The following is a 23,481-nucleotide window of genomic DNA, read 5'->3' on the forward strand; positions in this document are numbered from 1 at the left end:
GCCGCCACGCTCGAGGGCTATGCTCTTGCCACCCAAGAACAAAATCCGGGAATCCCCTAGCCCACAAGGGGAGAGGGTGCAGCAACTGCGTGGCGAACTTAATCCCCCTTCGCCCCCTTCAACGCCGCAACCTCCGCCTCCAGCTCCGCGATCCGTTCATCGCGTTGGGCCAGCACTGCCGCGACATCCGCCGCATCAAACTTCTGCGGGATGTGCTGCGGGCAGTTGGTGTCCCAGGCCAAAATCTTGAACAGGACGACCTGCTCGGGCCGCGCCTTGTAGCCCCTGGGAAACAGCGACTGGACCAGCGCCGGATCGTCCTCGACCACGCGCGCCTCGCCCCAGATCTTCACGCGGCGGCGATGAGCGTAGTCCATGACGAAGATGTGGGCCTTGGCATTCTCCGACAGGTTGCCCTGCGTGAGGTATTGCCGGTTGCCGGCATAATCGGCGAAGGCGAGCGTCGACTTGTCCAGCACCTTCAGAAAGCCTTTTGGCCCGCCGCGGTGCTGGATGTAGGGCTGGCCGTCGGCCGAGGCGGTGGCGAGATAGAAACTGCTGGCATCGGCCAGGAATGCGGCGAGGTTTTCGTCAACCTCGGTGCGCCAGCCGCGCTGTTCGACATGCGCATAGGCCTCGCGCGAACCCTTTCGCGCTTGAACGGCCTTCACCGCGGGCGTGAAGGCGACATCGCTTGCATAAGTGATGGCGGACGTCATCGGACCTTCTCCTGAAACTCCGGCGCGATTTTCGCGTCTTTCGGCACCTAAGATGCTCCCTCCCGATCTTAAAACAATCTGCAGTCTTGACACTTCATCATTGCGATATATGCAATAATGTCATGGACCGTCTCGATGCCATGCGGGTCTTCGTCACAGTTGCCGATCTCAGCGGCTTTGCGCCAGCGGCGCGCAAGCTGCGGCTGTCGCCGTCGGCGGTGACGCGGATGATTGCCGCGCTGGAAGAGCATCTCGGCGCGCGGCTGCTGCAGCGGACCACGCGATCGGTCACGTTGACCGATGTCGGCACGCGCTATCTCGAGCGCGCGCGGCGAATTCTCGCCGACGTCGAGGAGGCCGACAATTCGACGCGAGAGGAGCGCAACCGGCCGAGCGGACGGCTCGTGGTGTCAGCGCCCGTCGGCTTCGGCCGGCTCCATGTCGGCCCGGTAATGTCGGCCTATCTGAAGCGCTATCCCGACGTGACCGGCGAGCTGCGGCTGTCGGATCATCTCATCAACCTCGTCGAGGACGCCGTCGACGTTGCGGTCAGGATCGGTCACCTCGCCGATTCCTCGCTGGTCGCGCGCCAGGTCGGCGAGATGCGGCGCATCGTGGTCGCCTCGCCTGACTATCTCAAGCGCCATGGCGAGCCGAAAGCGCCGGAAGAATTGCGCGCGCACCAGGCCATCCAGTTCGGCCCGACGCCCTGGCACTTTGTCCGCGACAACAGCGACATCGAGGTGACGCCGGCCCCGCGCTTCACCAGCAACAGCGCCGACGCCGTGCTGCAATACGCCGAACAAGGCGGCGGCGTGACGCGCGTGCTGGCCTATCAGGCCGCCGACGGGCTGAAGCGCGGACGGCTGAAGATCGTGCTTGCGAAGTATGAACAGCCCGCGCTGCCGGTCCATGTCGTCTATCCGACGTCGCGTCTGCTCTCCGCGAAAGTGCGGGCGTTCATCGATCTGGTGGTGGAGAGCACGAATTGGAAGTTCGGGTAGCTATCCCCTCTCCGTCATGGCCGGGCATAGTTGTCCGAAGGACGGCGTGGCTTCCGCTCGCCTATGTCCCGGCCATCCACGCGCCTCCATGCATGCGGCGCCAAAGACGTGGATGCCCGGGTCAAGCCCGGGCATGACGATGAGGGAGTGATGTCACCCCTTCTTCGGCACCACGCGAAACGTGCCGTTGGCGCGTGCGATCACGGCATCGTCGGCCTTGATCAGGCTCTGCGCGAAGCAGATCGTCGCGCCGGTCTTGATCACTTCGCTCTCGACCGCAAGCCACTGGCCTGTCTCGGCCGAGCCGATGAAATCGACCGCGAGCGAGATCGTCACGAAGGACGTGGTCCAGCCGGTCGCCTGCGCGCAGCTATAGCCCATCGCATTGTCGGCGAGGGACGCGATGAGCCCGCCATGGATCAGGCCGCGGGCATTCGTATGCGGCGTGGCCAGCCGCAATCCCATGACGACGGCTTTTTCGGTGCGCTTTGAATAGAGCGGCTCCCAGGGATCGGTGAGCGGGCTTTTGCGGAAATGCGGCTTGAAGCCATCGGGGATGTCGGTGGGTGTCATCTGTCGCTCGCGTTGAGTTCGCTACCGTCATTGAACGCGAACGACGTGACGGGTTCATCACGTACAAAGTTTTAAACGGGATTTGCGCGGACGTTTGAAACGCCCTGGCGGCTGTGCGCATAGCGAACAGCGCGCCGGTTACGCAGGGGTGACCATGCGTGCGACTTTTGTCGCACCTTCTCGGTTCACCTCACTGTACGGGCTCGCTTGTCGCCATCATCCGCCCGCGATACTTATGACCTATAACGTTTGGGCAGCGGGAGAACAGTTCGCCGCATCGCGACAAATCGGTGTCGGGTTAAGGGCGCGGGGCCGCCTGTTCCAGCTTGAACAAACGCGCCAATTATATAACATGTTAACTAACGAGACCGGGCCGACGAAGCCTGCGCTCACTAAAAGGGAGAGCCGTCGATGAGGAAAGCGTGGTTGGCGTTGCTGGTGGCCGCCAGCGTGACGCCTGCGTTCGGGCAGGACAAGACCTTCGAGCTGAAGATCTCGCATTGGGTGCCGGCCTCGCACCCGCTGCAGAAATCGCTGGAAGACTGGGCTGCCGCGGTGGAGAAGGACTCCGGCGGCACCATCAAGAGCAAGGTCTTCCCGGCGCAGCAGCTCGGCAAGGCTTTTGACCATTACGACATGGCCCGCGACGGCATCGCCGACGTCACTTACGTCAATCCCGGCTATCAACCCGGCCGTTTCCCGATCGTCGGTGCCGGCGAACTGCCGTTCCTGATCTCCGACGCCAAGGGCGGCTCGGCGGGGCTCGACGCCTGGTACCGCAAATATGCCGAGAAAGAGATGAAGGACGTCAAGTACTGTCTCGCCTTCGTCCACTCGCCCTCCTCCTTCCACTCCCGCACCAAGAAGATCGTGGTGCCGGAGGACGTCAAGGGCATGAAGATCCGCCCGGCGCACGCCACCATGGCGAACTTCGTGACCTCGCTCGGCGGCACCAATGTGCAGTCGTCCGCACCGGAAGTGCGCGACATCATCGAGCGCGGCGTCGCCGACGGCGTCACCTTCCCCTGGGGCTCGCTGCTTCTGTTCGGCATCGACAAGGTGACGAAGTACGACATGGAGGCGCCGCTCTACGTCACGACCTTCGTGTTCGTGATGAACAAGGACAAGTACAACTCGATGTCCGACAAGCAGAAGGCGGCGATCGACAAGAACTGCACGACCGAGATGGCCGGCGTCATCGGCGAGCACTGGGGCAAGTTCGAGGATGCCGGTATCGAGAAGATCAAGGCAGAATCCGGTCACGACGTCTACAAGCTGACACCGGAGCAGACCGCGCAGTGGAAGAAGGCCGCCGAGCCGCTGGTCAAGACCTGGGGCGACGGCGTGAAGAAGAACGGCGGCGATCCGGGTGCGGCGCTGACCGAACTGAAGGACTCGCTGAAGAAGTACAACGCACTCGCGGAGTAGCGTGACGGCATCGGGGGAAGCTCTTCTACCCCCTCTCCCCGTTCTTACGGGGCCGCGACGAGCTTCGCTCGCGCTGAGAGGGTTGGGGTGAGGGGCTGCTTCCGCAACGATGGCGGCAGTTTGACTCGCGGAGAGTCCCCCTCACCCGAAATTCAAGCTCCGCTTGAATTTCGACCTCTCCCCGCAAGCGGGGCGAGGTGAAGTGCGCGGTGGCACCGCGATCAAACAAGTGACGTCACACCACAGGACACTCCCATGAAGCGCGCCTGGATGGATCGCATCATCGATACGATCGAATGGATCGCCGCCGGCTTCGTCGGCCTTGTCGCGCTCGACATCTTCGTCTCTGTCCTCCTGCGCAACACGCTGAACTATTCGATCCCCGATTCCTTCGACATCGGCCGCATGCTACTCGGCATCCTCATCTTCTGGGGCATCGCGGCAACCTCCTATCGCGGCACGCACATCACGGTCGACCTGGTCTGGGGCAATGTCGGCCCGAAATATCAGCGCTGGATCGACGTGTTCGCGACGCTAGTGCTGCTGTTCGTGGTCACCGTGCAGACCTGGACCCTGTTCGACAAGGTGCGCGGCACCTACAACGACAATGTGCAGACGTTCGACATGCACATGCCGACCTGGCCGTTCTTCGCGGTCGCCTGGATCGGCGACGTGTCCGCCGTGCTGCTGATCGCGATTCGAACCTACCGGCTGATCTTCCATCCCGAAGAAATGCACGATCCCAAGTTGAAGGCGACGGAGTAATCATGAGCACCGATGCCGTCGCCGTAATCGGCTTCGTTTCCTTGTTTCTCCTGATGCTGCTGCGCGTGCCCGTCGGCATGGCCATGGGCCTGGTCGGCGTCTGCGGCTTCTCTTACCTTGTCAGCGGAACGGCGGCGCTGAAACTGGTCGGCCAGACCTCGATGCGCACGGTCACCGACTACACCTTCGGCGTCATCCCGATGTTCCTGCTGATGGGCTCCTTCGTCAGCCATTCCGGCATGAGCCGCGAGCTGTTCCGCGCCGCCAACGGATTTGTCGGACATTTGCGCGGCGGCCTTGGGATTGCGACCGTCGGCGCCTGCGGCGGCTTTGCCGCGATCTGCGGCTCGTCAGTCGCGACCGCCGCCACCTTCTCCGCAGTCGCCTATCCGGAGATGCGGCGCTTCGGCTACCCGCAGTCGTTTGCCACCGGCGTGATCGCGGCGGGCGGCACGCTGGGCGCGATGCTGCCGCCCTCCACCGTGCTCGCGGTCTACGGCATCATCACCGAGCAGGACATTGGAAAGCTCTTTATCGCCGGTATCATCCCGGGCCTGCTGGCGATGACCATGTACATGATCACGATCGGCCTGATCGGCTATTTCCGTCCCGACTTCCTGCCCAAGGGCAAGAGGCTGCCGTGGGGTGAGCGGTTTGCCGGATTGAAGGACATCTGGGCGCCGGTGCTGCTGTTCATCTTCGTCATCGGCGGTCTCTATGGCCTGCCCTATTTGCCGCGCTTTACGCCGACGGAGGCCGGCGGTGTCGGCGCCGCCGGCGCCTTCATCATCGGCGTGCTCACCGGGCGGCTGGACAAGGAAAAAATCCTGGCTTCGCTGCTGCAGGCGACGCGCACGGCGGCCGCCGTGTTCACCGTGCTGATCGGCGCGCTGATCTTCGGCTACTTCCTCACGGTGACGCAGACCCCGCAGAAGGTGACGGAATTCCTGACCGGCCTCGGCCTCGGCTCCTACGGCGTGCTGGCGCTGATCATGGTGATGTATCTCGTGCTGGGATGCCTGATGGATGCCATGGCGATGATCATCCTCACCGTACCGATCATCTTCCCCGTGATCACGCATCTCGGCTTCGACCCGATCTGGTTCGGCGTCATCATCGTGATGACGGTCGAGCTCGGCCTGATCCACCCGCCGGTCGGCATGAACGTCTTTGTCATCAAGAGCGTGGTGAAGGACGTCTCCTTCTCCACCATCTTCAAGGGCGTCATCCCCTTCGTGGTCACCGACCTGATCCGCCTCGTGATCCTGATCGCCTTCCCACTGCTGGCGACATGGCTGCCGACACGGATGATGCAGTAGAAGTGACGCAGGGGACGAGACCACCCTGCAGCCCCGCCGGCGCTGCGCTCCCTCGCCCCGCTTGCGGGGAGAGGGTTGGGGTGAGGGGGAGCCTCCGCGAGGGACGGAGGCAGTTGGACTCGCGGAGGCTCCCCCTCACCCGGAATTCAAGCGATGCTTGAATTCCGGCCTCTCCCCGCAAGCGGGGCGAGGCGAAAAGGCCGCGCCACCTAATTGCACGACAGAGATCACTATGACCCCCACCCTCGAGACCAAATACGTCTTCACCATCACCGCGCACATCGGCAACGTCACCAGCGCCGGCGATATCGGCACCGGCGTCCGCCGCATCATCCCGATCGTCGGCGGCGAGGTGAAAGGCACGATCAACGGCAAGGTGCTGCCGTTCGGCGCCGACTTCCAGATCATCCGCCCCAACGAACTGATCGAGCTCGAAGCCAAATACGCCTTCGAGACCGACGACGGCGCCACCGTCTATGTCGAGAACAAGGGGCTTCGCTTCGGCCCCGTAGATCTGCTGCAAAAGCTCAAGCGCGGCGAGCCGGTCGATCCCAAGCTGATCTACTTTCGCACCGTGCCGAAGTTCGAGACCGGGCACGAAAAGTACCGCTGGCTGATGGAGCATATCTTCGTGGCGTCCGCAGCACGGCACGCCGATCGCGTCGTGATCGATGTGCATCAGGTGATGTGAGAAATGCGCCTTTGACATGGGGCCAACCCGGTTCAGGATGTGTCTTGCGCAAGGTTGCGCAGACCACGGGAGTGCCACCATGTCCCTTATGGCTTCCAGCGACTCAAGTCCGCGACACAGCTTCGATCCTGCCGAAATGGGCGCCATCGCCCATCTCTACCGCGGCGAGGTCTATCGCTCGACGATCTGGCGAACGCGGCTCGACAACACGACCAACTGGTCGATCGTCACGATGGGTATCGCGCTGTCGACGACCTTTTCGAGTCCGGGGGCGTCGCCCCTGCCGCTCGTGCTCGTCGGCCTGCTGGTCGCCGCGTTCCTCGCGATGGAGGCGCGGCGCTATCGCTATTTCAACGTCTGGCGTGCCCGCGCTCGCTGGCTGGAGAAGAATTTCTATGCCCCGATGTTCACGGGCGAGGCGCATGACGACAGCTGGCAGGCAATTCTTGCACGCGACTACACCGCGCCCCGTCATCACATTTCGTTCGTCCGCGCCGCGGGGCGGCGGTTGCGCCGCAACTACGTTTGGATTCTCGTCATCCAGGCGGTCGCCTATTACGGCAAGATTGCAATCCATCCGACGCCGGCAGTGAGCCTCGCGGAATTCATCGATCGCGCCGCCGTCGGACCGCTTCCCGGCTGGGTCGTCCTGATCATGGGCTTTGCCTACGATTTCGGCTGGCTGGCGTTTGCGCTCGGCACGCTGTGGCTCGACCAGCGCGAGCACGGGACCAAGGGCGACGGAGTGGCAATGGGCTAGCGACAGGGCGTTGCGGCCGGAGCGCCTGCGCGGCCGCGGCCGCCTCATGGAGCGCCGCGGAACCAAGCCTCATATTGACTCCTCCGAAATTCGTTATAGAACATAACTATTCTGAAAAGGACGCAAATGACACAGGGAAACGCCGATACCGCTGTCGCGGGTGCCTCCGGGCTGCTCAAAATCGAGAGGGCGGACAAGGTCTTGACCGTTGGCCTGAACCGGCCGGCCAAGCGCAACGCGCTCAATGACGGCATCATCCTTGAGATCGGCGACTGCTTTGCGACACTGCCCGACGACATCGGGGCGGTGGTCATCCACGGTTTCGGCGATCATTTCTCCTCCGGCCTCGATCTCTCCGAATTGCAGGACCACGACGCCACCGGCGGCCTGCTGCACTCCCAGATGTGGCACCGGGTGTTCGACCGCATCCAGTACAGCCGCGTGCCCGTCATTGCCGCGCTGAAAGGCGCCGTGATCGGCGGCGGGCTCGAGCTCGCCTGCGCTGCCCATATCCGCGTCGCCGAGCCCTCGACCTATTTCGCGCTGCCGGAGGGCCAGCGCGGCATCTTCGTCGGCGGCGGCGGCTCGGTGCGACTGCCGCGCCTGATCGGCGTGGCGCGCATGATGGACATGATGCTGACGGGCCGCGTCTATTCCGCCACCGAGGGCGCCTCCTACGGCTTTGCGCAATATCTGACCGAAGCCGGCAACGGGCTCGGCAAGGCGCTGGAGCTTGCCCAGCGCATCGCCTCCAACGCGCCGCTGACCAATTTCGCCGTGCTCCAGGCGCTGCCGATGATCGCGGAAGCCAATCCGCAGACCGGCCTGTTGATGGAATCGCTGATGGCGACGGTGGCGCAGAGCGACAAGGAAGCCAAGCGCCGCATCCGCGCATTCCTCGAGCACAAGACTGCCAAGGTGAAGCCCAAATCATGAACGCCCAGCCGTCCGCCTCTGCATCCGACCGCGGCGCGAGCACCGCCCCGCTGCGGCCGATCTCGTTCGGCACGCCCGTCGTCACTATCGAGCGGCGCGACGACGGCACGATCTACCTCAGGCCGAAACAGCCGCTCAGCGATTATCCGGTCCGCCTCACCGATCGCCTGCACCACTGGGCCAAGACGACGCCGGACCGCGTCTTCATGGCCGAGCGCGAGGGCGGCCGCGGCTGGCGGAAGATCACCTATGCCGAGCTTCTCGCCTCCTCCAGGCACATTGCCTCCGGCCTGATCCAGCGCGGGCTCTCCCCCGAGAGGCCCGTCGTCATCCTCTCCGGCAATTCGATCGACCACGCGCTGCTCGCCTTCGGCGCGTTCTACGCCGGCGTGCCGTTCTGCCCGGTCTCGCCGGCCTATTCGCTGGTCTCGAAGGACTACGGCAAGCTCGCCTATCTGATGAAGCTGTTGACGCCCGGCCTCGTCTTCGCCGAGGACGCCGACAGATTTTCCGACGCGCTCGCCGCCAACGTTTCGCCCGGCACCGAGATCGCGGCGTCATACGGCACGGTGGCGGGACGCGACGTCACGCTGCTCGCCGACCTCATGGCGACGCCGATCCACCCCAACCTCGACGACGTCCATGGCAAGATCGGCCCCGACACGATCGCAAAATTCCTGCTCACCTCGGGCTCGACCGGCAATCCCAAGGCCGTCATCAACACCCAGCGCATGATCTGCGCCAACCAGGTGATGCTGCGCGAGACGCTGGCCTTCCTGAAGGACGAGCCGCCCGTCATCATCGACTGGCTGCCCTGGAACCACACCTTTGGCGGCAACCACAATATCGGTCTGACGCTCTACAACGGCGGCTCGATGTATCTCGACGCCGGCAAGCCGGTGCCGGGCGGCATCGAGGAGACCGTGCGCAATCTCCAGGAGATTTCGCCGACCGTCTATTTCAACGTCCCGAAGGGCTACGAGTCGCTGCTGCCATACCTGCGCGACGATCAGGGCCTGCGCGCAAAATTCTTCGACCGGCTGCATGCGATGTTCTTCTCGGGCGCGGCACTGTCGCCCTTCGTCTGGAACAGCCTCGACGAGCTCGCGGTGAAGGAGAAGGGTTATCGCGTGCCGATGCTGACGGGTCTCGGCGCCACCGAGACCGCACCGTTCTTCATGTCGGTCAATCCGCACACCAGCCGTTCCGGCCATGTCGGCCTGCCCGTCTCCGGCAACGACGCAAAACTCGTGCCCAACAACGGCAAGATGGAAGTACGCGCCAAGGGGCCGAACGTGATGCCCGGCTACTGGCGCCAGCCCGAGATCACCGCAAAGTCCTTCGACGAGGAAGGTTTTTACAAGCTCGGCGACGCGCTCAAGCCTGCCGATCCCGATGATCTCAACGCCGGCTTCGATTTCGACGGCCGCGTCAGCGAGGATTTCAAGCTCGCCAGCGGCACCTGGGTCAGCGTCGGTCCCCTGCGCGCGCGTTTCGTCGCGGCCTGCGCCCCGCTGGTGCGCGACGTCGTCATCGCCGGCATCAACCGCGACGAGATTTCCGCGCTCGTCCTGCTCGACCTCGACGGCTGCCGCCTGGTCAACCCGACGCTGCCAGCCGACGACCTCGTCGTCACCGCGCGCGACCGCCTGATCCGCGAAGCCTTCCGCGAGCGCCTTGCCGGTTTCCTCGGCTCTGCGACCGGTTCATCGACGCGGATCACCCGCGCGGTGCTGCTCGATGTGCCGCTCTCGATCGACAAGGGCGAAGTCACCGACAAGGGCTCCATCAACCAGCGCGCGGTGCTCGAGCATCGCAATGCCTTGATCGACGAGCTCTATGCTGCAAACCCATCGGACCGCGTGATAACGGTCGGCTAGAACAAATACCGCCAAAGGAGAAAGCCATGTTGTTGAAGGATCAGGCAGCCATCGTCACCGGCGGCGCATCGGGGTTGGGCGCGGCGACCGCACGTAAGCTTGCTGCGCAGGGCGCCAAGGTCGCGGTGTGCGACCTCAATGCCAAGCTCGCCGAGACCGTCGCCGCCGAGATCAAGGGCGTCGCTGTCGTGTGCGACGTCTCCGACGCCGCATCGGCCGAGGCTGCCGTTGCGGCTGCCGCAAAAGCCCACGGCCCGGCCCGCGTGCTGGTCAACTGCGCCGGCATCGGCGTCGCAAAGCGCGTGGTCGGCCGCGACGGTCCGATGGCGCTCGCCGATTTCGACAAGGTGATCAAGGTCAACCTGATCGGCACCTTCAACATGCTGCGCCTTGCTGCGACCGAGATGTCAAAACTCGAGCCGCAGGCGAGCGGCGAGCGCGGCGTCATCATCAACACGGCGTCGGTCGCGGCGTATGACGGCCAGATCGGCCAGTCGGCCTATTCGGCCTCCAAGGGCGGCATCGTCGGCATGACGCTGCCGATCGCGCGCGAGCTCGCGCAGTTCGGCGTCCGCGTGCTGACGATTGCGCCCGGCCTGTTCCTGACCCCCCTGCTCGCCAACCTGCCGCAGGAAGCCCAGGATTCGCTTGCCGCCGCCATTCCCTTCCCGCGCCGACTCGGCAGCGCCGACGAGTTCGCAGCGCTCGCGCTGCACATGGTCGAGAACGCCTATCTCAACGGCGAAGTGGTGCGCCTCGACGGCTCGCTGCGCATGGCGCCGAAGTAAGGCGCGCGACGCATGTTCGCGAACCGGCGCGAGGTCCAGATCCAGTGGGGCGACTGCGACCCCGCCAACATCGTCTATTACCCGCGCTATTTCGCGATGTTCGACGATTCGACGTCGACGCTGTTCGAGGTGGCCGGGTTCTCCAAGCAGGACCTGGTCAAGAAGTACGGCCTGGTCGGCATCCCCATGGTCGACACGCGGGCCAAATTCTACATCCCCTCGACCTATGGCGACTGGATCACCATCGAAACGAAGATCGAGAGCATCAAGCGCTCGAGCTTCGAGGTGAAGCACAATGTCTACAAGAGCGAGGCGCTGGCGATGGAGGGCTTTGAGACCCGCGTCCTCGTCGGCCGCGACCCCGTTAACCCCGACAAGCTGAAATCCGCGCCATTTCCTCCGGAAATGGTAGCGAAATTCACGGGGAGCTAAATCGCCGCACCATCCAAAGACGGGGCTGAAATCCCGCTCGATTTCTGCTTTCAAACAAACACACCAGGGAGGAATTTGATGAAACGCTTTTACCTGACGGCCGCGATCGCAGCCGCGTCGCTCGCGCTGCCGGCGCTGCCCGCACTTAGCCAGACCGCCGAGGTCACCATCGGCATCACCACCACCACGACCGGCCCGGGTGCCGCACTCGGCATTCCCGAGCGCAATGCGCTGGAATTCGTGCCGAAGGAAATCGGCGGCGTGCCGTTGAAGGTGATCGTGCTCGACGACGGTGGCGATCCGACCACCGCGACCACCAATGCGCGGCGCTTCGTCACCGAATCCAAGGCCGACATCATCATGGGCTCGGCGCTGACGCCGCCGACGATCGCGGTGTCGAACGTCGCCAACGAAGCCGGCATTCCGCACTTCGGCCTCGCCCCCTTCCCGATCACGCCGGAACGCATGAAGTGGTCGGTGGCGATGCCGCAGCCGATTCCGATCGTCGGCAAGGTGCTGTACGACCACATGAAGTCGAAGGGCATCAAGACCCTCGGCTATATCGGCTATTCCGACAGCTATGGCGACCTCTGGTTCAACGATTTGAAGGCCCAGGCCGTGCCGATGGGCATGACCATCGTCGACGAAGAGCGCTTTGCCCGTCCCGACACCTCGGTGACCGGACAGGTGCTGAAGCTCGTTGCCGCCAATCCCGACGCGATCCTGGTCGGCGCCTCCGGCACCGCGGCAGCCCTGCCACAGACCGAGTTGCGCGAGCGCGGCTACCAGGGCCTGATCTACCAGACCCATGGTGCTGCCAGCATGGACTTCATCCGCATCGCGGGGAAGGCCGCCGAAGGCGTGCTGATGGCCTCCGGGCCGGTCATGGATCCGGAAGACCAGCCGGACGAGGCCCAGACCAAGAAGCCGGGCCTTGCGCTCAACACGGCCTATGAAGCCAAGTACGGTCCGAACAGCCGCAGCCAGTTCGCCGGCCACTCCTTCGACGCCTTCGAGATCCTGAAGCGCATCATTCCGACGGCGCTGAAGACGGCCAAGCCCGGCACGCCGGAGTTCCGCGAGGCGATCCGCCAGGCCCTGCTCAGCGAGAAGGAATTGGCGGCGAGCCAGGGCGTCTACAACTTCACCGAAAAGGATCGCTACGGGCTCGATGAGCGCTCGCGCATCCTGCTGACGGTGAAGGACGGCAAGTACAAGCTCGTCAGGTAAGCGGCGAAAGCCTCGAGACGACCAGAGCCGGCCCCTCGGGCCGGCTCTTTTCTTTTGGCTCTGAAATCGAGCCGCGACCCCGGATGTCGCTGCGCCCCCTCTCCCGCAAGCGGGAGAGGTGCAGCGAGCCCGCGGATGCGCCGAGCGCTAAGCCGCCTTGCGCAGCTTGGTCCAGGCAAATTCCGGATAGTACTCGCCCATCATGCGGTCGACATAGGCCGTGAGGTTGGCAAACCCCTCGGCGCGTTCGCGCAGCTTGGATTCGAAGAACGGAGTCAATATGCCTGCGAGCGCGCCGAAGGCGGTGGCGTCGACGCCGGCAGGCTTCTCGCCCATCAGGTAGGATTTGTCGCCGAGTTGCACCGACAGAGCGAACAGCGAACGCACAGCGAGATCGACGTCGTCATCGGGCCCGTGGCGACCAAGACCGCTGAGGAGATAGTTTTCGGCAACGCGGAATTGCGCATCCTCGCGCAGCTTCTCGCGGCTGTGCTCCGGCGCACCGTCAAAGAAATGCGATGGCCCCTTGGCGAAGTTGACGGGGTCGACCCAGCGCGCCCCGACCAGGCCCCAATAGACGTGATGCTCGATCATGCGCTCGAACGCCCAGGCCTGCGCGCGCTCGGCCAGCGACAGGCCGGCGTCGAAATCGAAACCATAGCGGCGCTCGATATGGGCGCGGATGAAGGTGGAATCGGCGACCGCCTCGCCGTCATCATCGATGAACGGCAACTGCCCCTTCGGCGAGGCCGGCGGCATCGCCCGCTCCTTGCGATAGGGCAATCCTGCCATCTTCAACTGTACCTCCGTCTTGGTGACGAAGGGGCTGATTTCCGGCAGGCCGAACCCGGTGCCGAAGCCATAAAGCGTGATCATTCTAAACTCCCGATCCCTGAAAGCTGGTTGGAACCTAGCGCCACGCTGCTGCCACCATGGTGGCAGCAGCCGTGATATCGTTTGCGGACCGGGCGCCCTTCCAGGCGCGGCCCATGACGTGACGGACCAGGGCGTTCGACGCCCGGACCAGCGAGCGCGTCAGAAGCGCAATCAGCGCCAAACGGAGATCGACGACCGTGAGATCGAACGAGACAAGGCGCCCCAGCGCCCAGAGATGCGCCCGCCCCAATGGGCCGGCCATGCCGAGATGGATGGGAGTGAACATGGACAAATCCTCTTCATTCGAAGCGTTGTCCCGGTATAGAACCCCCCTGCTGCCAACATCCTGTCAGCATCAGCGCGACAGGTTTTGAGCGGCTCGCCCAAAAGAGAGAAATCATGAGACGCGCCGACCGGCTGTTTCAGATCATCCAGGTGCTGCGACGCAGCCGCAAGCCATTGACCGCGGACGCGATCGCGGCCGAGCTCGAAACATCGAAGCGCACTGTCTATCGCGATATCGCCACCCTGATCGGCCAACGCGTGCCCATCCGCGGCGAAGCCGGCATGGGCTACATCCTGGAAAAGGGTTTTGACCTGCCGCCTTTGATGCTGACCCCTGACGAGATCGAGGCTGCCGTGCTCGGCGCGCAATGGGTCGCGGGCCACGCCGATACGGCGCTGGCGCGGGCCGCCGAAGACCTCATGGCCAAGATCGCCGACACCGTGCCGGAGCGCCTGCGTCCCTTCGTGCTGGAGCCCGCGAGCCGCGCGCGGCCGAGCTGGAACAGGGAGCCCGATCGCATGGACATGGTGCGCACGCGCACGCAGATCCATGAGGGCAAGAAGATCACGCTGCGCTACCGCGACGAGCAGGGCCGCGACAGCCAGCGCACGATCTGGCCGATCGCGGTCGGCTATCTCGAAGCGGTACGGCTGCTGGCGGCCTGGTGCGAGCTACGCAGCGACTTTCGCAGTTTTCGCACCGACCGCGTCGTCGATGCGACGTATCTCGACGAAAAATATCCGGAAAGGCGCGATGTGCTGCGCGCAAAGTGGCGGCAGAGCCTGGTCTGGGGCCCGCCGAAGGACACTTGAGCAATATGGACGAGACCGCCGCGATCGATCTCTCAAAACTCTGCCAGAGCTGCGGGGCCTGCTGCGGCTATTCGGCGAACTGGCCGCGCTTCTCGATCGAAAGCGACGAGGAGCTGGAGAAAATTCCGCCAGCCTTCGTCAACGAACGGCAGTCCGGCATGCGCTGCGATGGCGACCGTTGCTCGGCCCTGCAAGGCAAGATCGGGGTTTCGACGTCGTGCGGGATCTACGCGGTGCGCCCCGAGGTGTGCCGCACCTGCATGCCGGGCGACGCGGAATGCGCGATGGCGCGGCGCAAATTTGGATTGCCTGTCGTCTAGGCCGTGCACCCATAAATCGGAGTGCTAGGTAAGGGCACCTGACGTCCGCTGTCCGCCCATAGCGGCGGAACAGTCGACGCCGCCGGAGGTCGCAGAAGGGCCACTCGCCGACATACTTCGCAAGGAACGAGCAATTGCCGTCCTTGCGCGCCCAAAAGCGAGTATCCCGGTGCCGCTCCGTTGGCGCAGGAACAGAGGCCCCCGTGCTTTTGTTCAATCTCCAGCCAATTAACGCAAAGGAGAAAGGCTATGAGTGTTGCCAACAGACTAATGATCTTAAGCGCGCTGCTCGCCTTCAGCGCAAGCTCGGCTAATGCCGGTCCCTGTAACACCGCAAGCCGCGATGCGGGCTCCGGGAACGTGCCGGGCTATACCGGACAGACAGTCGGTTCCACAGCGACGGACCAGCAGCACCCGCCAACATCCACCATGAACAAAGCGGCGGAGAACACCGCAACCTCATCAGAAGACGCGCAGCGGCAGATGCAGGCCCAGCCTACCGGTGCGGAGCAATCACAGCAGACCAAGCCAGCCCCCTCCGAGCAATCACAGAAAATGACGGCAGGCACGGCCGAGCAGACCCAGCCCGCGCCAAGTGAAGCATCAAAGAAGATGACTGCTGGTGCGGCCCAGCCCGCGCCCTCCGAAAAGAAGCCGGTCGGAGCGTCCGACGAAGGCTGCTAGAGCTTGATCCGGAAAAGTGTGAAGCGGTTTTCCGAAAGATCATGCTCAAGCGAGGACCTAAAGCGCGATGGCGATTCATCCAGAATTCATCGCGCTTTAGTCGGCGAAAGGAAGTCGCGCCGTTGTTTTCCGAAGGTCCACCTTCTTGGACGGCAGCCGGTGCCAATATCTGACGACCTCGTTAGTAACTTGCGGGGCTGACGTGCGCTCCCGCCCCGCTCGCGATGCCCTCACGGCGGGGCTGTTTCTCTAGACATAGTTGACCTTTGGAAAGAAATCGCCCCGGCCCTCAGGCGTCATGTCGAGAAGTCCCCAGAGCGGGTCGACGAGGTCGCCGGCGCGGTGGTGCTGTTTGGGAACAGCAGGGGCAAAGCTCATCTCCGAGCCCCAGAAGTGTCTGGTCTCGCCATTCTTCTTCACGAAGACGTTGAAAATTGTTTCGTCCCAGTTCTCTCCGTCCGGAACTCGATGTTGCGTGCGCATTCCCTTTGAAAACTTTGACGTGTCACCAAAGTAATCCGCGTCGTAGCTGTTGCCCGCGGTAGACAGTAAGAAGAGGTTTTCCCAACCACGTTCGTGCGCCCAGGCGGCGAGACGTGCGATTGGCGATTTGGCGACAATGTGAAGCCCGGCGCGTTGACCTATATGCCGCGCGGCGCCATCAAGACCATCGAGCAGGTGGGTGCAGCCGGGACACGGCAATTCGCGTTCGGGCCCGTACATGAAGCTGTACAAGATCAGTGTGTCGTGCGGACCGAACAGCTCAGACATCTTCACAGTCTCTGGCATGCTGGTCTTGCCGATCCGCTCGAAGACATAGTCCTTGGGTACTTTGCCGCCGAGCGGCAGCGCACGACGTTTCGCCGCAACGGCTTCAATCTGTGCCCTCAGTGCAATCTCTTCATCTAGAAGCGCGTTTCGGGCGGCACGATATTCGGCACTTTCACCGGGGTAATGGAGATGTTCCATGGCCTACCCTCTCAGACGTTGAGAAACTCGTTCGAAGGTAAACTCACCCTTGAAACTGGCGTTCCTTGCCTGGTGAGGTCTGGTGCCTGCAAGAACTGTTGAGCCAGGAGGGCGCTGGAAGGGACCAGGAGGAACGGATGATAATCGCCCTCTACATCGTTGCAGCTGTCGTCATGGCTGTCGGGAGCATCTATTTGGCGTGGCATTACAGGGACTTTCGCAAATTTCTGGCAGGCGCGTTCTTCGTGTCATCCGGCATTTTGTTCTATCTCTATCTCGCCGATGTTTCGGTACCTCTGTTGGGGACAAGTTTCGTCGAAACACCTCAGATCAGCGGTGACCGATCCATCGTCCACTTCATCCTCTTCTTGCTCTGTTTGTATTTTGGCTTCGTCAGGAAGCTAGAGGCTTGAAACCGACGCGATGTCCGGCAAAACCCACGGGACGGTCGCGCGCGGATTGACGAGCAAGATTCATGCGCTCGTAGATACCAGCGGCCTGCGCTGGCCCTGACCTGGCGACGCGCTGCGACAAACCCGTCGCCAACTAGCTCGCCTTCGACAAGCTTGCATCAATCAGGTTGTGGCTGCGCCACGCCAGCTCTCAGGCCGGAACGGCGTCGACCAGATCGCCGTCGAGTTCGTCGTCGAGATCGTCCTCGAGCGGCGCGAGCACCGAGAGCGGTTTTGTCGACAGCGTGATCGGCTTGCGGCCGCCCGACAGCGACGGCGTCGCCTTCGTCGCTCCCGCGCGCGACAGCGCGTAGAGAGTCGAGCCGACGCGACCGCCGGTATCGACCAGGTCGCGCTCGCTGCAGCTTGCGGCAATCGCGACCGCCAGCGAGTGCAGATGGCTGCGGCGATAGCAGAACAACGCCAGGCGCGCGCGTGCGTCGGGGGAAACACTCTCAACCAGCCTCGGCAGGCCGCTTTCACTGGCGCGGTACATCTCGCCAAGGAGCTCGTCGCGGACCGGGCAGAAATCGCTTTCGTAGGCTTCGCGGCTTGAAAACATTGCGGTTCTCCCTCTACCGGGAAGATGCCGCGCAATTCTCTAATGAAGGGTTAACCACGCCGGCCGGTGGTCGCACGGGGTCCTTGCGCCTTTGCCGCGAATCAGCGCGGCCGCCGGACAGCGGGCCCGCGTCAGTTGGCTGCCATGAAGATGGAGAGGCCAAAACCCGTGAGGTGGTGCAGCGCCTGGTCGATCCCGATCACGGTCCAGAACCAGGGGTGCTCCTGGTTGACGCCGAGATTGGCTGACACCAGCCCCTTGGCGCGATCGACCGTGATGTGGATGGCGAAGTCGATGAAGGCCACGAACCAGAACCGCGGCGCGAGGATCAGGATCAGCGGCAGCGCAACCGCAAGATGAATCAGGCAGTGCGTCAGCAATGGCAGCGCCCAGCCGGTCTTCTGGTCCTTGCCGTGCGCCATCCAGGAATTTTGCAGCACGAAGTCGGCGATGATGTGCTTGACCGTGAGCAGCACCATCCAGCCAATGAGCGCGTCGACCGGAACCGCCGATGACATGGGTGGAAACGACAAAGCTAAACGCCCTCATGACGTGGAAACGGAAATAATGGAGCGTTCAGCGCAACTTCTTCTTGGGCCCGGCCGGATCGCCGAGGTCTATCTTTTATGACATCTCCCGCGCCGGATTGCATCCGGGGGGAACCGGAAAATTCGCAAACTGTGGCCGAACGGCGATAGCCGGCCAAGCGCGGCGCCGGTCGCGGTAACGTTACCTCCGGCTCGAAATTTGCATTCTGTCGCCAGACGACTATCATCTCCAGGTAGAGATTATCGTTCTTTTTTCAGGCGTTTACGAATTTTTCGGGCGCCCGCACAGGCTCTTTCGCCAATGCCGCAGCCCGGCAACCGGATAAGGCCAGAGTGCTGCCATGAGTGCTGAAGGCCCCATGCCCGCCAACGACCAACCCCCGTCGCGGCCCAAGGTGATCAAGACCAACCAGCAGCAGGTCGTGCTGTATGTCGTGCTGACCCTGATCCTGTCGCTGATCACCGTCTGGGGCGGGCGGACGCTGTTGCGGAATTCGGAGACGCTGACCTTTGCGGTCGGCGACGCCAGCAGCGACCAGGCGCGCTTCGCGGCCAAGCTCGCAGACGTCCTGAAGAACAACACGTCGCGCTTCCGCCTGAAGATCGTCAACAATCCAGACAATGCCAAGGCGCTTGCCCAATTCGACCGCAAGCAGGCCGATCTTGCCATCGTGCGGACCGACAACAAGGTACCCCCGCGGGCGCGGACGCTGGCGATCCTCGAGCACGACCTCGTGCTGCTGCTCGGCCCTGGCAACAAGAAGATCAAGTCGCTCGCCGAGCTGAAGAAGAAAAAGGTCGCTGTCGTGGCCGAGAACGACAGTTCGCTTGCCTTCGTGCGCACTATGCTCGACGCCCCCGAGGGCTCGGAGGCAGCAGCTAAGATCCAGATGGCGCCGCAGGGCATCCCGCTGGACAAGCTGTTTTCGCCCGGCGGCTATGGCGCCGTGATCGCCATCGTCCATGCCACAAGGGCGGTCAGGGACAAGGCCTATGAGCAGGTCGCCCGGCGCGGCGGCTTCACGCTGAACGCCATCGACGAGTCCAAGGCGCTGGCACGCAAGATCCCCGGCATCTACGACGAGACGCTGACGGCCGGCACGCTGTCGGCCTCGCCTGAAATTCCCGACGACGACCTCGAAACCATCGGACTGGAATGGCTCCTGGTCACGCAATCGCGGATGTCGCTCAGCTCGGCCGGCGAGCTGGCCCGCATCATCTACGAGAACAAGTCCGAGCTCGGGCTGGAGAACGGCTTCGCCACGCGGATCGAGCCGGCCTCCGTCGACAAGGACGCCTTCGTGATGGCGCACCAGGGCGCCGCCGACTACATCAACGACGACACCAAGTCGTTCATGGATAAGTACAGCGACATGATGTATCTGGGCGCCGGCGCGCTCAGCGTCATCGGTTCGATCTTCGCGGGACTCTACGCCAAGGTCACGCGTATCGCCCCTGAGCGGGCCGGCCAGCTCTCGACAGCCATCCTCGATATCGGCGAACGCATCGAGCATGCCCATTCGCTGGATGAACTCGAATGCCTCCAGGAGGAGCTCGAGGGCATTCTGCGCGGCGCGATCGTGGGACTGAGAGACGGCTCCATAAGTACCGACGGGCTTGATACGTTCAAGCTCGGTTACGAGTTCGTCCGCGACGAGATCGGCATGCGCCGCGACTACCTCAAACGGCACGCCGGCGATGCCGAAAGACGGCACGCCGGCGATGCCGACAAGCGCCCAGCCGACGCCGACAAGCCGACCCTGCCCAATGACGACACCAATGTCGTCGTGGTGAAGACCGCCCAAAGCGCCTGAGCCCGACCCGTCGGCAGGCGACCTCGGACCCCTGGGGCCGCGGTATTTCTTGGCCGCCCACCAAAAACATCGAAAACAACCCCATGCAAAGTAGCCGGCGGGGTGTCTCCACAGAGAGGCTCCCTGAATGCAGAGAGTGCGAATCCGGCGCTTCGCGTCACAAAAATAAGCAATTTCAGTGTCTTACATCATACTGACAAAATCTGTCAGTACCATGCGCTAGTGTCAGCTCATCATCCCGATGAAAGGAAACATGATGACTGAACGCACAGCACTTGCGATCGCCCGCGCCTACGTCGAGGCCATCGTGAACAAGGATGTCGAGGCAATTATCTCGAACTCATCCGACAACGTTGTCTGCATCTCGCCGACCGGACGCATCGCCGGTACGGAGGCATTCCGCGGATTTCACGACGGCTTCGCCCGCATGATCAAGAAGATCACGGTCCTCGCCACTTACGGCGACGATGAGCAGGCCGTCATCGTCTACAACGCGGAAACCCACCCCGTTCCGAACTCCATCGTTGCCGAACTCATCAAGGTCAAGAGCGGCAAGATCGCCTCGACCGAGGTGATTTACGACGCAACACGGTTCGCCGCCTACATGGCGACGGTGCAGCCTCACTAACCCTCGCCGATGGAGTGCATTTGTGAAACGCATTCAGTACCGCCGGTATGGCGGCCCCGAGACGATGAAGCTCGAAAGCTTCGAGCTTGAACCCCCGCGGCAAGGCCAGGTCGCGGTGAAGGTCAGGTTCGTCGCGATCAACCCCATCGATTGGAAGGTACGCCGCGGCGCGCTCAAGATGATGACGGGCAACGCCTTCCCTCGCGCGATGGGCAGCGACTTTTCCGGGACGGTGATTTCGGTCGGCGCTGGCGTGACGCGCTTCAAGCCGGGCGATGCCGTGTTCGGGCTCGCCCGCCTGAAGGAGAGCGGTGCGCTCGGTGAAGCCGTTGTCACCAACGAAACCTTCCTCGCGAAAAAGCCGGACAATTTGCCCTTCGAGGATGCGGCCTGCCTCGGAACTCCCGGTGTCACGGCTTGGAACGGCCTCGTCGACAAGGCCGGGCTCAAGCGCGGGCAATCCGTCTTCATCAACGGCTGTACCGGCGCGGTTGGGGAAGCCGCCGTTCAGATTGCCCGGATGCTTGGCGCGACGGTTTCGGGCAGTTGCAGCGCCGAGGCCATGCCGCGAGCCCGCGATCTCGGTGTGCAGAACATCTTCGACTACCGCACCACGGATTTCTCCGCGCTGCGTGATCGGTTCGACGTGGTCTACGATACGGCCGCGGTGATGCCGACGGCCACGGGCTTGCACCTCGCGGGCAGGAAGGGCGTGTTTCTGGATATCGATCCGACGCCCATGAAATTTCTTCGCGCGCTTTTCAACCGCCGCCTGAAGCCTGTCGTTTGCTCGCCGCGATCGGACATCCTCAACGGAATCGCGCGGGCGGCAGGAGACGGAAAGCTACGGCTCCGGATTGGCGAGATGGTATCGCTCGACCAGGCGATCCCGCTCGTGACTGCCCTTGAGAAAAGCCAGAAGCTCGCCGGCAAGGGGCTGGTTGCGATAGCCTGAAGTGCCTGCTGCCAAATTTTGGCATGAGCCGTGGTAGGCTGCTTCCATGTCCAAAAGCGAACGGCTTTTCGATCTCATGCAGATGCTCCGCCGGCATCCGCGCCCCGTGCCGGGCAGCGATCTTGCGCGCGAAGCTGGCGTGTCGTTGCGGACGGTCTATCGCGACATCGCGGCCTTGCAGGCACTGGGCGCCGAGATCGATGGGGAGCCGGGCGTTGGATATGTGTTGCGCCCGGGCTTTCTCTTGCCGCCATTGATGTTCTCGGAAGAGGAGATTCAGGCCGTGGCGCTCGGCGTCCAATGGGTGCAGCGGCAGACGGACGAGGGACTTGCCTTTGCCGCGAATAACGCACTCTCAAAGATCGTCGCGGTGCTTCCTGCGGAGCTGCGCGACAAGGTGGACGACCGAAGTTTTCATGTCAGCCGCCGTCCGCCGAAGGCGCCCATCGTGGATCTCCAGATGCTGCGGCAGGCGATGCGCGAGCAGCGCAAGCTGCGCATGGCCTATCGCGACCCCAAGGGAGCTGAAACGGAGCGCGTCATCTGGCCGATCATGCTTGGGTTCTTCGAAGCTCGGCGCATCATTGCTGGCTGGTGCGAGCTTCGGAAGGATTTCCGCACCTTCCGCGCGGACCGGATCGTGCACATCAAGCTCTTGAAAGAGCGCTATCCCGGCCGCAGGCGCGACCTGGTCAAGCGGTGGCGGGCGCAAGTTGACGAGCAGAGCGCGTCGAGCGCTTCGTCCTAAAGGACAAGTGGCGCATTCAGTCCCTTGGGCTTGCGGCCCCGCCGGGGCCGGATTCCCGGCGGGCTCCGGCCGCCGTCGCACCTGCGAGAAACGACAGGTCGTTGACGGGCCCGGCCCGCACGGGCAGTTTGGCGCAAGCGTCCCAGCCGGGACGGACACGCCAACCCAAGGACCAGGCTACCCTCGCCGCATGTCAAAACCGTCGATCCCCGTTCTGGCGCGGTTTGTGGCCGCCACGGCCGGCCGCAACATGACCCGGGCGGCCTATTTGGCGGTGGCGGTCGGCGTCGCGACCATGGTGCTGCTGACCGTCGATCCGGCCTATGCGGCGGCGCACCGCTGGGTCGACGGTGTGTTGTGGGTGTGCCTTGCCTATTTCGTGTTCGAATGGGTCGTGCGCCTGCGCCATATGGCAGCGCAGAAGCGTCTGCCGCTCTATCTGCTCTCCTCCAGCGGCATCGTCGATACGATCGGCGCGCTGGCAATCCCGCTTGCCCTCGTGGCGGGGGTCGAGCCCAGGACCGCGTGGCTGCTCAGCGTGCTCTGGGTGCTGAAGGTGGTGCCGGGCATTCCGGGCCTGCGCCAGCTCCGCCGCGTGCTGGTGCTGGAATCGGGACCGCTGCTCAGCGTGCTAGTGATCTTCCTGATGGTGGTGCTGCTCGCCTCCGTCGCCGAATACTTCCTCGAGCACGACGTGCAGCCGCAGACCTTCGGCAGCGTGCCATCCGCGTTGTGGTGGGCGGTGGTGACCTTGACCACGACCGGCTATGGCGACGTCGTCCCGGTGACACCGCTCGGGCGCCTGGTGGCGGGGCTGGTGATGATCTCGGGCCTCGGCGTGTTCGGCCTCTGGACCGGTATTCTGGCGACCGGCTTTGCCGCCGAGACACGGCGCGACAATTTCCTCAAGACCTGGGAGACCGTCAGCAACGTGCCGTTCTTTGCGGCGCTCGGGCCGGCCGCGATCGCCGACGTCACCCACATGCTGCGCACCATGGACCTGCCCGCGCGCACCATGATCATCAGGAAGGGCCAGCAGGGCGACTGCATGTATTTCATCGCCTCCGGCGAAGTCGCGGTCGATCTGCCCGGAAAAAAGGTGCAGCTCGGCGAAGGCGCCTTCTTCGGCGAGATGGCGCTGCTCGGCAACAATGTCCGCGGGGCAAATGTCACGACCACGAAAGTGTCGCGACTCCTGGTGCTCGACCTCGTCGATTTCCGCGTGCTGATGGCGCGGCACCCCGATCTCGCCGAGACCATCGATGCCGAGGCCAAGCGCCGCGCGCTGGAAAACAAATAGCA

At 63.4% G+C, this 23,481-nt stretch carries 27 protein-coding genes; 20 read left to right on the plus strand and 7 right to left on the minus strand.

Features of this window, described 5'->3' with window-relative positions; all coding sequences use genetic code 11:
• Positions 1-98: 98 nt before the first annotated feature.
• The gene (locus JQ632_RS22295) at positions 99-719 is read right to left on the minus strand and encodes a pyridoxamine 5'-phosphate oxidase family protein (protein WP_212404725.1); all 621 of its coding nucleotides are present in this window, start codon (positions 717-719) and stop codon (positions 99-101) included.
• Between the two features lie 122 nt (positions 720-841).
• Between JQ632_RS22295 and JQ632_RS22300 the strand changes: the two genes are divergently transcribed.
• A complete protein-coding gene (locus JQ632_RS22300; RefSeq protein WP_212404726.1) occupies positions 842-1,723 on the plus strand; it encodes a LysR family transcriptional regulator in 882 nt (293 codons plus the stop codon).
• 153 nt (positions 1,724-1,876) lie between these two features.
• Here JQ632_RS22300 and JQ632_RS22305 read toward each other — a convergent pair whose 3' ends face one another.
• Complete coding sequence (locus JQ632_RS22305; RefSeq protein ID WP_212404727.1) at positions 1,877-2,296, minus strand: PaaI family thioesterase; 420 nt, start codon at positions 2,294-2,296, stop codon at positions 1,877-1,879.
• 411 nt (positions 2,297-2,707) lie between these two features.
• On the opposite strand from JQ632_RS22305, the gene JQ632_RS22310 reads away from it, so the two are divergent.
• The 10 genes from JQ632_RS22310 (at position 2,708) to JQ632_RS22355 (ending at position 12,525) form a co-directional block, all read left to right on the plus strand.
• On the plus strand, positions 2,708-3,724 hold the full coding sequence (locus JQ632_RS22310; RefSeq protein ID WP_212404728.1) for a TRAP transporter substrate-binding protein: 1,017 nt from the start codon (positions 2,708-2,710) through the stop codon (positions 3,722-3,724).
• A gap of 255 nt (positions 3,725-3,979) precedes the next feature.
• Complete coding sequence (locus JQ632_RS22315; protein ID WP_212404729.1) at positions 3,980-4,489, plus strand: TRAP transporter small permease; 510 nt, start codon at positions 3,980-3,982, stop codon at positions 4,487-4,489.
• Positions 4,490-4,491: 2 nt separating this feature from the next.
• Positions 4,492-5,808 carry a TRAP transporter large permease gene (locus JQ632_RS22320; RefSeq protein WP_212404730.1) on the plus strand — a complete coding sequence of 439 codons (1,317 nt, stop codon included), beginning with the start codon at positions 4,492-4,494 and terminating at the stop codon, positions 5,806-5,808.
• A 232-nt stretch (positions 5,809-6,040) separates the two neighbouring features.
• Positions 6,041-6,499 (plus strand): DUF3237 domain-containing protein, encoded by a 459-nt coding sequence (locus JQ632_RS22325; protein ID WP_212404731.1) that lies wholly within the window; start codon positions 6,041-6,043, stop codon positions 6,497-6,499.
• A gap of 79 nt (positions 6,500-6,578) precedes the next feature.
• Positions 6,579-7,259, plus strand: a complete 681-nt coding sequence (locus JQ632_RS22330) for a DUF2270 domain-containing protein (RefSeq protein WP_212404732.1) — start codon at positions 6,579-6,581, stop codon at positions 7,257-7,259.
• Positions 7,260-7,385: 126 nt separating this feature from the next.
• Complete coding sequence (locus tag JQ632_RS22335) at positions 7,386-8,195, plus strand: crotonase/enoyl-CoA hydratase family protein (protein WP_212404733.1); 810 nt, start codon at positions 7,386-7,388, stop codon at positions 8,193-8,195.
• Positions 8,192-10,075, plus strand: coding sequence for a feruloyl-CoA synthase (locus JQ632_RS22340; protein WP_212404734.1), 1,884 nt, complete (start codon positions 8,192-8,194; stop codon positions 10,073-10,075). The genes JQ632_RS22335 and JQ632_RS22340 overlap by 4 nt, the downstream gene beginning before the upstream one ends.
• Positions 10,076-10,101: 26 nt before the next feature.
• Entirely contained in the window at positions 10,102-10,863 is a 762-nt protein-coding gene (locus tag JQ632_RS22345) for an SDR family NAD(P)-dependent oxidoreductase (RefSeq protein WP_212404735.1), read from the plus strand.
• Positions 10,864-10,875: 12 nt separating this feature from the next.
• Positions 10,876-11,295: a thioesterase family protein gene (locus JQ632_RS22350; protein ID WP_212404736.1), complete on the plus strand. Its 420-nt coding sequence runs from the start codon at positions 10,876-10,878 to the stop codon at positions 11,293-11,295.
• 78 nt (positions 11,296-11,373) lie between these two features.
• On the plus strand, positions 11,374-12,525 hold the full coding sequence (locus JQ632_RS22355) for an ABC transporter substrate-binding protein (RefSeq protein ID WP_212404737.1): 1,152 nt from the start codon (positions 11,374-11,376) through the stop codon (positions 12,523-12,525).
• 147 nt (positions 12,526-12,672) lie between these two features.
• On the opposite strand, the gene JQ632_RS22360 is transcribed toward JQ632_RS22355, so the two are convergent.
• Positions 12,673-13,401, minus strand: a complete 729-nt coding sequence (locus tag JQ632_RS22360; RefSeq protein ID WP_212404738.1) for a glutathione S-transferase family protein — start codon at positions 13,399-13,401, stop codon at positions 12,673-12,675.
• Positions 13,402-13,435: 34 nt separating this feature from the next.
• Complete coding sequence (locus JQ632_RS22365; RefSeq protein WP_212404739.1) at positions 13,436-13,687, minus strand: hypothetical protein; 252 nt, start codon at positions 13,685-13,687, stop codon at positions 13,436-13,438.
• A 113-nt stretch (positions 13,688-13,800) separates the two neighbouring features.
• Between JQ632_RS22365 and JQ632_RS22370 the strand changes: the two genes are divergently transcribed.
• The 3 genes from JQ632_RS22370 to JQ632_RS22380 all read left to right on the plus strand — a co-directional run bounded on the left by JQ632_RS22370 (position 13,801) and on the right by JQ632_RS22380 (position 15,503).
• Positions 13,801-14,499, plus strand: a complete 699-nt coding sequence (locus JQ632_RS22370; protein WP_212404740.1) for a YafY family protein — start codon at positions 13,801-13,803, stop codon at positions 14,497-14,499.
• A 5-nt stretch (positions 14,500-14,504) separates the two neighbouring features.
• Positions 14,505-14,819, plus strand: a complete 315-nt coding sequence (locus tag JQ632_RS22375; RefSeq protein ID WP_212404810.1) for a YkgJ family cysteine cluster protein — start codon at positions 14,505-14,507, stop codon at positions 14,817-14,819.
• A gap of 249 nt (positions 14,820-15,068) precedes the next feature.
• Positions 15,069-15,503 (plus strand): hypothetical protein, encoded by a 435-nt coding sequence (locus tag JQ632_RS22380; protein ID WP_212404741.1) that lies wholly within the window; start codon positions 15,069-15,071, stop codon positions 15,501-15,503.
• A gap of 249 nt (positions 15,504-15,752) precedes the next feature.
• On the opposite strand, the gene JQ632_RS22385 is transcribed toward JQ632_RS22380, so the two are convergent.
• Positions 15,753-16,472: a DUF899 family protein gene (locus JQ632_RS22385; protein WP_212404742.1), complete on the minus strand. Its 720-nt coding sequence runs from the start codon at positions 16,470-16,472 to the stop codon at positions 15,753-15,755.
• Between the two features lie 137 nt (positions 16,473-16,609).
• Between JQ632_RS22385 and JQ632_RS22390 the strand changes: the two genes are divergently transcribed.
• Entirely contained in the window at positions 16,610-16,885 is a 276-nt protein-coding gene (locus tag JQ632_RS22390) for a hypothetical protein (RefSeq protein ID WP_212404743.1), read from the plus strand.
• Positions 16,886-17,075: 190 nt separating this feature from the next.
• On the opposite strand, the gene JQ632_RS22395 is transcribed toward JQ632_RS22390, so the two are convergent.
• Positions 17,076-17,486 carry a hypothetical protein gene (locus JQ632_RS22395; RefSeq protein ID WP_212404744.1) on the minus strand — a complete coding sequence of 137 codons (411 nt, stop codon included), beginning with the start codon at positions 17,484-17,486 and terminating at the stop codon, positions 17,076-17,078.
• Positions 17,487-17,617: 131 nt separating this feature from the next.
• Entirely contained in the window at positions 17,618-17,965 is a 348-nt protein-coding gene (locus tag JQ632_RS22400) for a DUF3307 domain-containing protein (protein ID WP_212404811.1), read from the minus strand.
• A 410-nt stretch (positions 17,966-18,375) separates the two neighbouring features.
• On the opposite strand from JQ632_RS22400, the gene JQ632_RS22405 reads away from it, so the two are divergent.
• The 5 genes from JQ632_RS22405 (at position 18,376) to JQ632_RS22425 (ending at position 23,479) form a co-directional block, all read left to right on the plus strand.
• On the plus strand, positions 18,376-19,848 hold the full coding sequence (locus JQ632_RS22405; protein WP_212404745.1) for a TAXI family TRAP transporter solute-binding subunit: 1,473 nt from the start codon (positions 18,376-18,378) through the stop codon (positions 19,846-19,848).
• Positions 19,849-20,104: 256 nt separating this feature from the next.
• Complete coding sequence (locus tag JQ632_RS22410; RefSeq protein ID WP_212404746.1) at positions 20,105-20,476, plus strand: nuclear transport factor 2 family protein; 372 nt, start codon at positions 20,105-20,107, stop codon at positions 20,474-20,476.
• Between the two features lie 22 nt (positions 20,477-20,498).
• On the plus strand, positions 20,499-21,431 hold the full coding sequence (locus tag JQ632_RS22415) for an NAD(P)-dependent alcohol dehydrogenase (protein ID WP_212404747.1): 933 nt from the start codon (positions 20,499-20,501) through the stop codon (positions 21,429-21,431).
• Between the two features lie 46 nt (positions 21,432-21,477).
• The gene (locus JQ632_RS22420) at positions 21,478-22,179 is read left to right on the plus strand and encodes a YafY family protein (protein WP_212404748.1); all 702 of its coding nucleotides are present in this window, start codon (positions 21,478-21,480) and stop codon (positions 22,177-22,179) included.
• A 190-nt stretch (positions 22,180-22,369) separates the two neighbouring features.
• Positions 22,370-23,479, plus strand: coding sequence for a cyclic nucleotide-gated ion channel (locus JQ632_RS22425; RefSeq protein WP_212404749.1), 1,110 nt, complete (start codon positions 22,370-22,372; stop codon positions 23,477-23,479).
• Positions 23,480-23,481 lie beyond the last annotated feature (2 nt).

The sequence above is a fragment of the Bradyrhizobium liaoningense genome, assembly GCF_018130955.1.
GTDB classification, from domain to species: Bacteria; Pseudomonadota; Alphaproteobacteria; order Rhizobiales; family Xanthobacteraceae; genus Bradyrhizobium; species Bradyrhizobium liaoningense_C.

Excerpts from the sequence above, each read along its gene's own strand:
- JQ632_RS22410 (WP_212404746.1), top strand. The coding sequence starts at position 20,105 with ATGACTGAACGCACAGCACTTGCGATCGCCCGCGCCTACGTCGAGGCC.
- JQ632_RS22375 (WP_212404810.1), top strand. The coding sequence starts at position 14,505 with ATGGACGAGACCGCCGCGATCGATCTCTCAAAACTCTGCCAGAGCTGC.
- JQ632_RS22395 (WP_212404744.1), bottom strand. The coding sequence starts at position 17,486 with ATGTTTTCAAGCCGCGAAGCCTACGAAAGCGATTTCTGCCCGGTCCGC.
- JQ632_RS22335 (WP_212404733.1), top strand. The coding sequence starts at position 7,386 with ATGACACAGGGAAACGCCGATACCGCTGTCGCGGGTGCCTCCGGGCTG.
- JQ632_RS22330 (WP_212404732.1), top strand. The coding sequence starts at position 6,579 with ATGTCCCTTATGGCTTCCAGCGACTCAAGTCCGCGACACAGCTTCGAT.
- JQ632_RS22310 (WP_212404728.1), top strand. The coding sequence starts at position 2,708 with ATGAGGAAAGCGTGGTTGGCGTTGCTGGTGGCCGCCAGCGTGACGCCT.
- JQ632_RS22385 (WP_212404742.1), bottom strand. The coding sequence starts at position 16,472 with ATGGAACATCTCCATTACCCCGGTGAAAGTGCCGAATATCGTGCCGCC.
- JQ632_RS22380 (WP_212404741.1), top strand. The coding sequence starts at position 15,069 with ATGAGTGTTGCCAACAGACTAATGATCTTAAGCGCGCTGCTCGCCTTC.
- JQ632_RS22315 (WP_212404729.1), top strand. The coding sequence starts at position 3,980 with ATGAAGCGCGCCTGGATGGATCGCATCATCGATACGATCGAATGGATC.
- JQ632_RS22365 (WP_212404739.1), bottom strand. The coding sequence starts at position 13,687 with ATGTTCACTCCCATCCATCTCGGCATGGCCGGCCCATTGGGGCGGGCG.
- JQ632_RS22420 (WP_212404748.1), top strand. The coding sequence starts at position 21,478 with ATGTCCAAAAGCGAACGGCTTTTCGATCTCATGCAGATGCTCCGCCGG.
- JQ632_RS22320 (WP_212404730.1), top strand. The coding sequence starts at position 4,492 with ATGAGCACCGATGCCGTCGCCGTAATCGGCTTCGTTTCCTTGTTTCTC.
- JQ632_RS22390 (WP_212404743.1), top strand. The coding sequence starts at position 16,610 with ATGATAATCGCCCTCTACATCGTTGCAGCTGTCGTCATGGCTGTCGGG.
- JQ632_RS22340 (WP_212404734.1), top strand. The coding sequence starts at position 8,192 with ATGAACGCCCAGCCGTCCGCCTCTGCATCCGACCGCGGCGCGAGCACC.
- JQ632_RS22425 (WP_212404749.1), top strand. The coding sequence starts at position 22,370 with ATGTCAAAACCGTCGATCCCCGTTCTGGCGCGGTTTGTGGCCGCCACG.
- JQ632_RS22345 (WP_212404735.1), top strand. The coding sequence starts at position 10,102 with ATGTTGTTGAAGGATCAGGCAGCCATCGTCACCGGCGGCGCATCGGGG.
- JQ632_RS22400 (WP_212404811.1), bottom strand. The coding sequence starts at position 17,965 with ATGGTGCTGCTCACGGTCAAGCACATCATCGCCGACTTCGTGCTGCAA.
- JQ632_RS22350 (WP_212404736.1), top strand. The coding sequence starts at position 10,876 with ATGTTCGCGAACCGGCGCGAGGTCCAGATCCAGTGGGGCGACTGCGAC.
- JQ632_RS22370 (WP_212404740.1), top strand. The coding sequence starts at position 13,801 with ATGAGACGCGCCGACCGGCTGTTTCAGATCATCCAGGTGCTGCGACGC.
- JQ632_RS22305 (WP_212404727.1), bottom strand. The coding sequence starts at position 2,296 with ATGACACCCACCGACATCCCCGATGGCTTCAAGCCGCATTTCCGCAAA.
- JQ632_RS22360 (WP_212404738.1), bottom strand. The coding sequence starts at position 13,401 with ATGATCACGCTTTATGGCTTCGGCACCGGGTTCGGCCTGCCGGAAATC.
- JQ632_RS22300 (WP_212404726.1), top strand. The coding sequence starts at position 842 with ATGGACCGTCTCGATGCCATGCGGGTCTTCGTCACAGTTGCCGATCTC.
- JQ632_RS22355 (WP_212404737.1), top strand. The coding sequence starts at position 11,374 with ATGAAACGCTTTTACCTGACGGCCGCGATCGCAGCCGCGTCGCTCGCG.
- JQ632_RS22325 (WP_212404731.1), top strand. The coding sequence starts at position 6,041 with ATGACCCCCACCCTCGAGACCAAATACGTCTTCACCATCACCGCGCAC.
- JQ632_RS22405 (WP_212404745.1), top strand. The coding sequence starts at position 18,376 with ATGAGTGCTGAAGGCCCCATGCCCGCCAACGACCAACCCCCGTCGCGG.
- JQ632_RS22295 (WP_212404725.1), bottom strand. The coding sequence starts at position 719 with ATGACGTCCGCCATCACTTATGCAAGCGATGTCGCCTTCACGCCCGCG.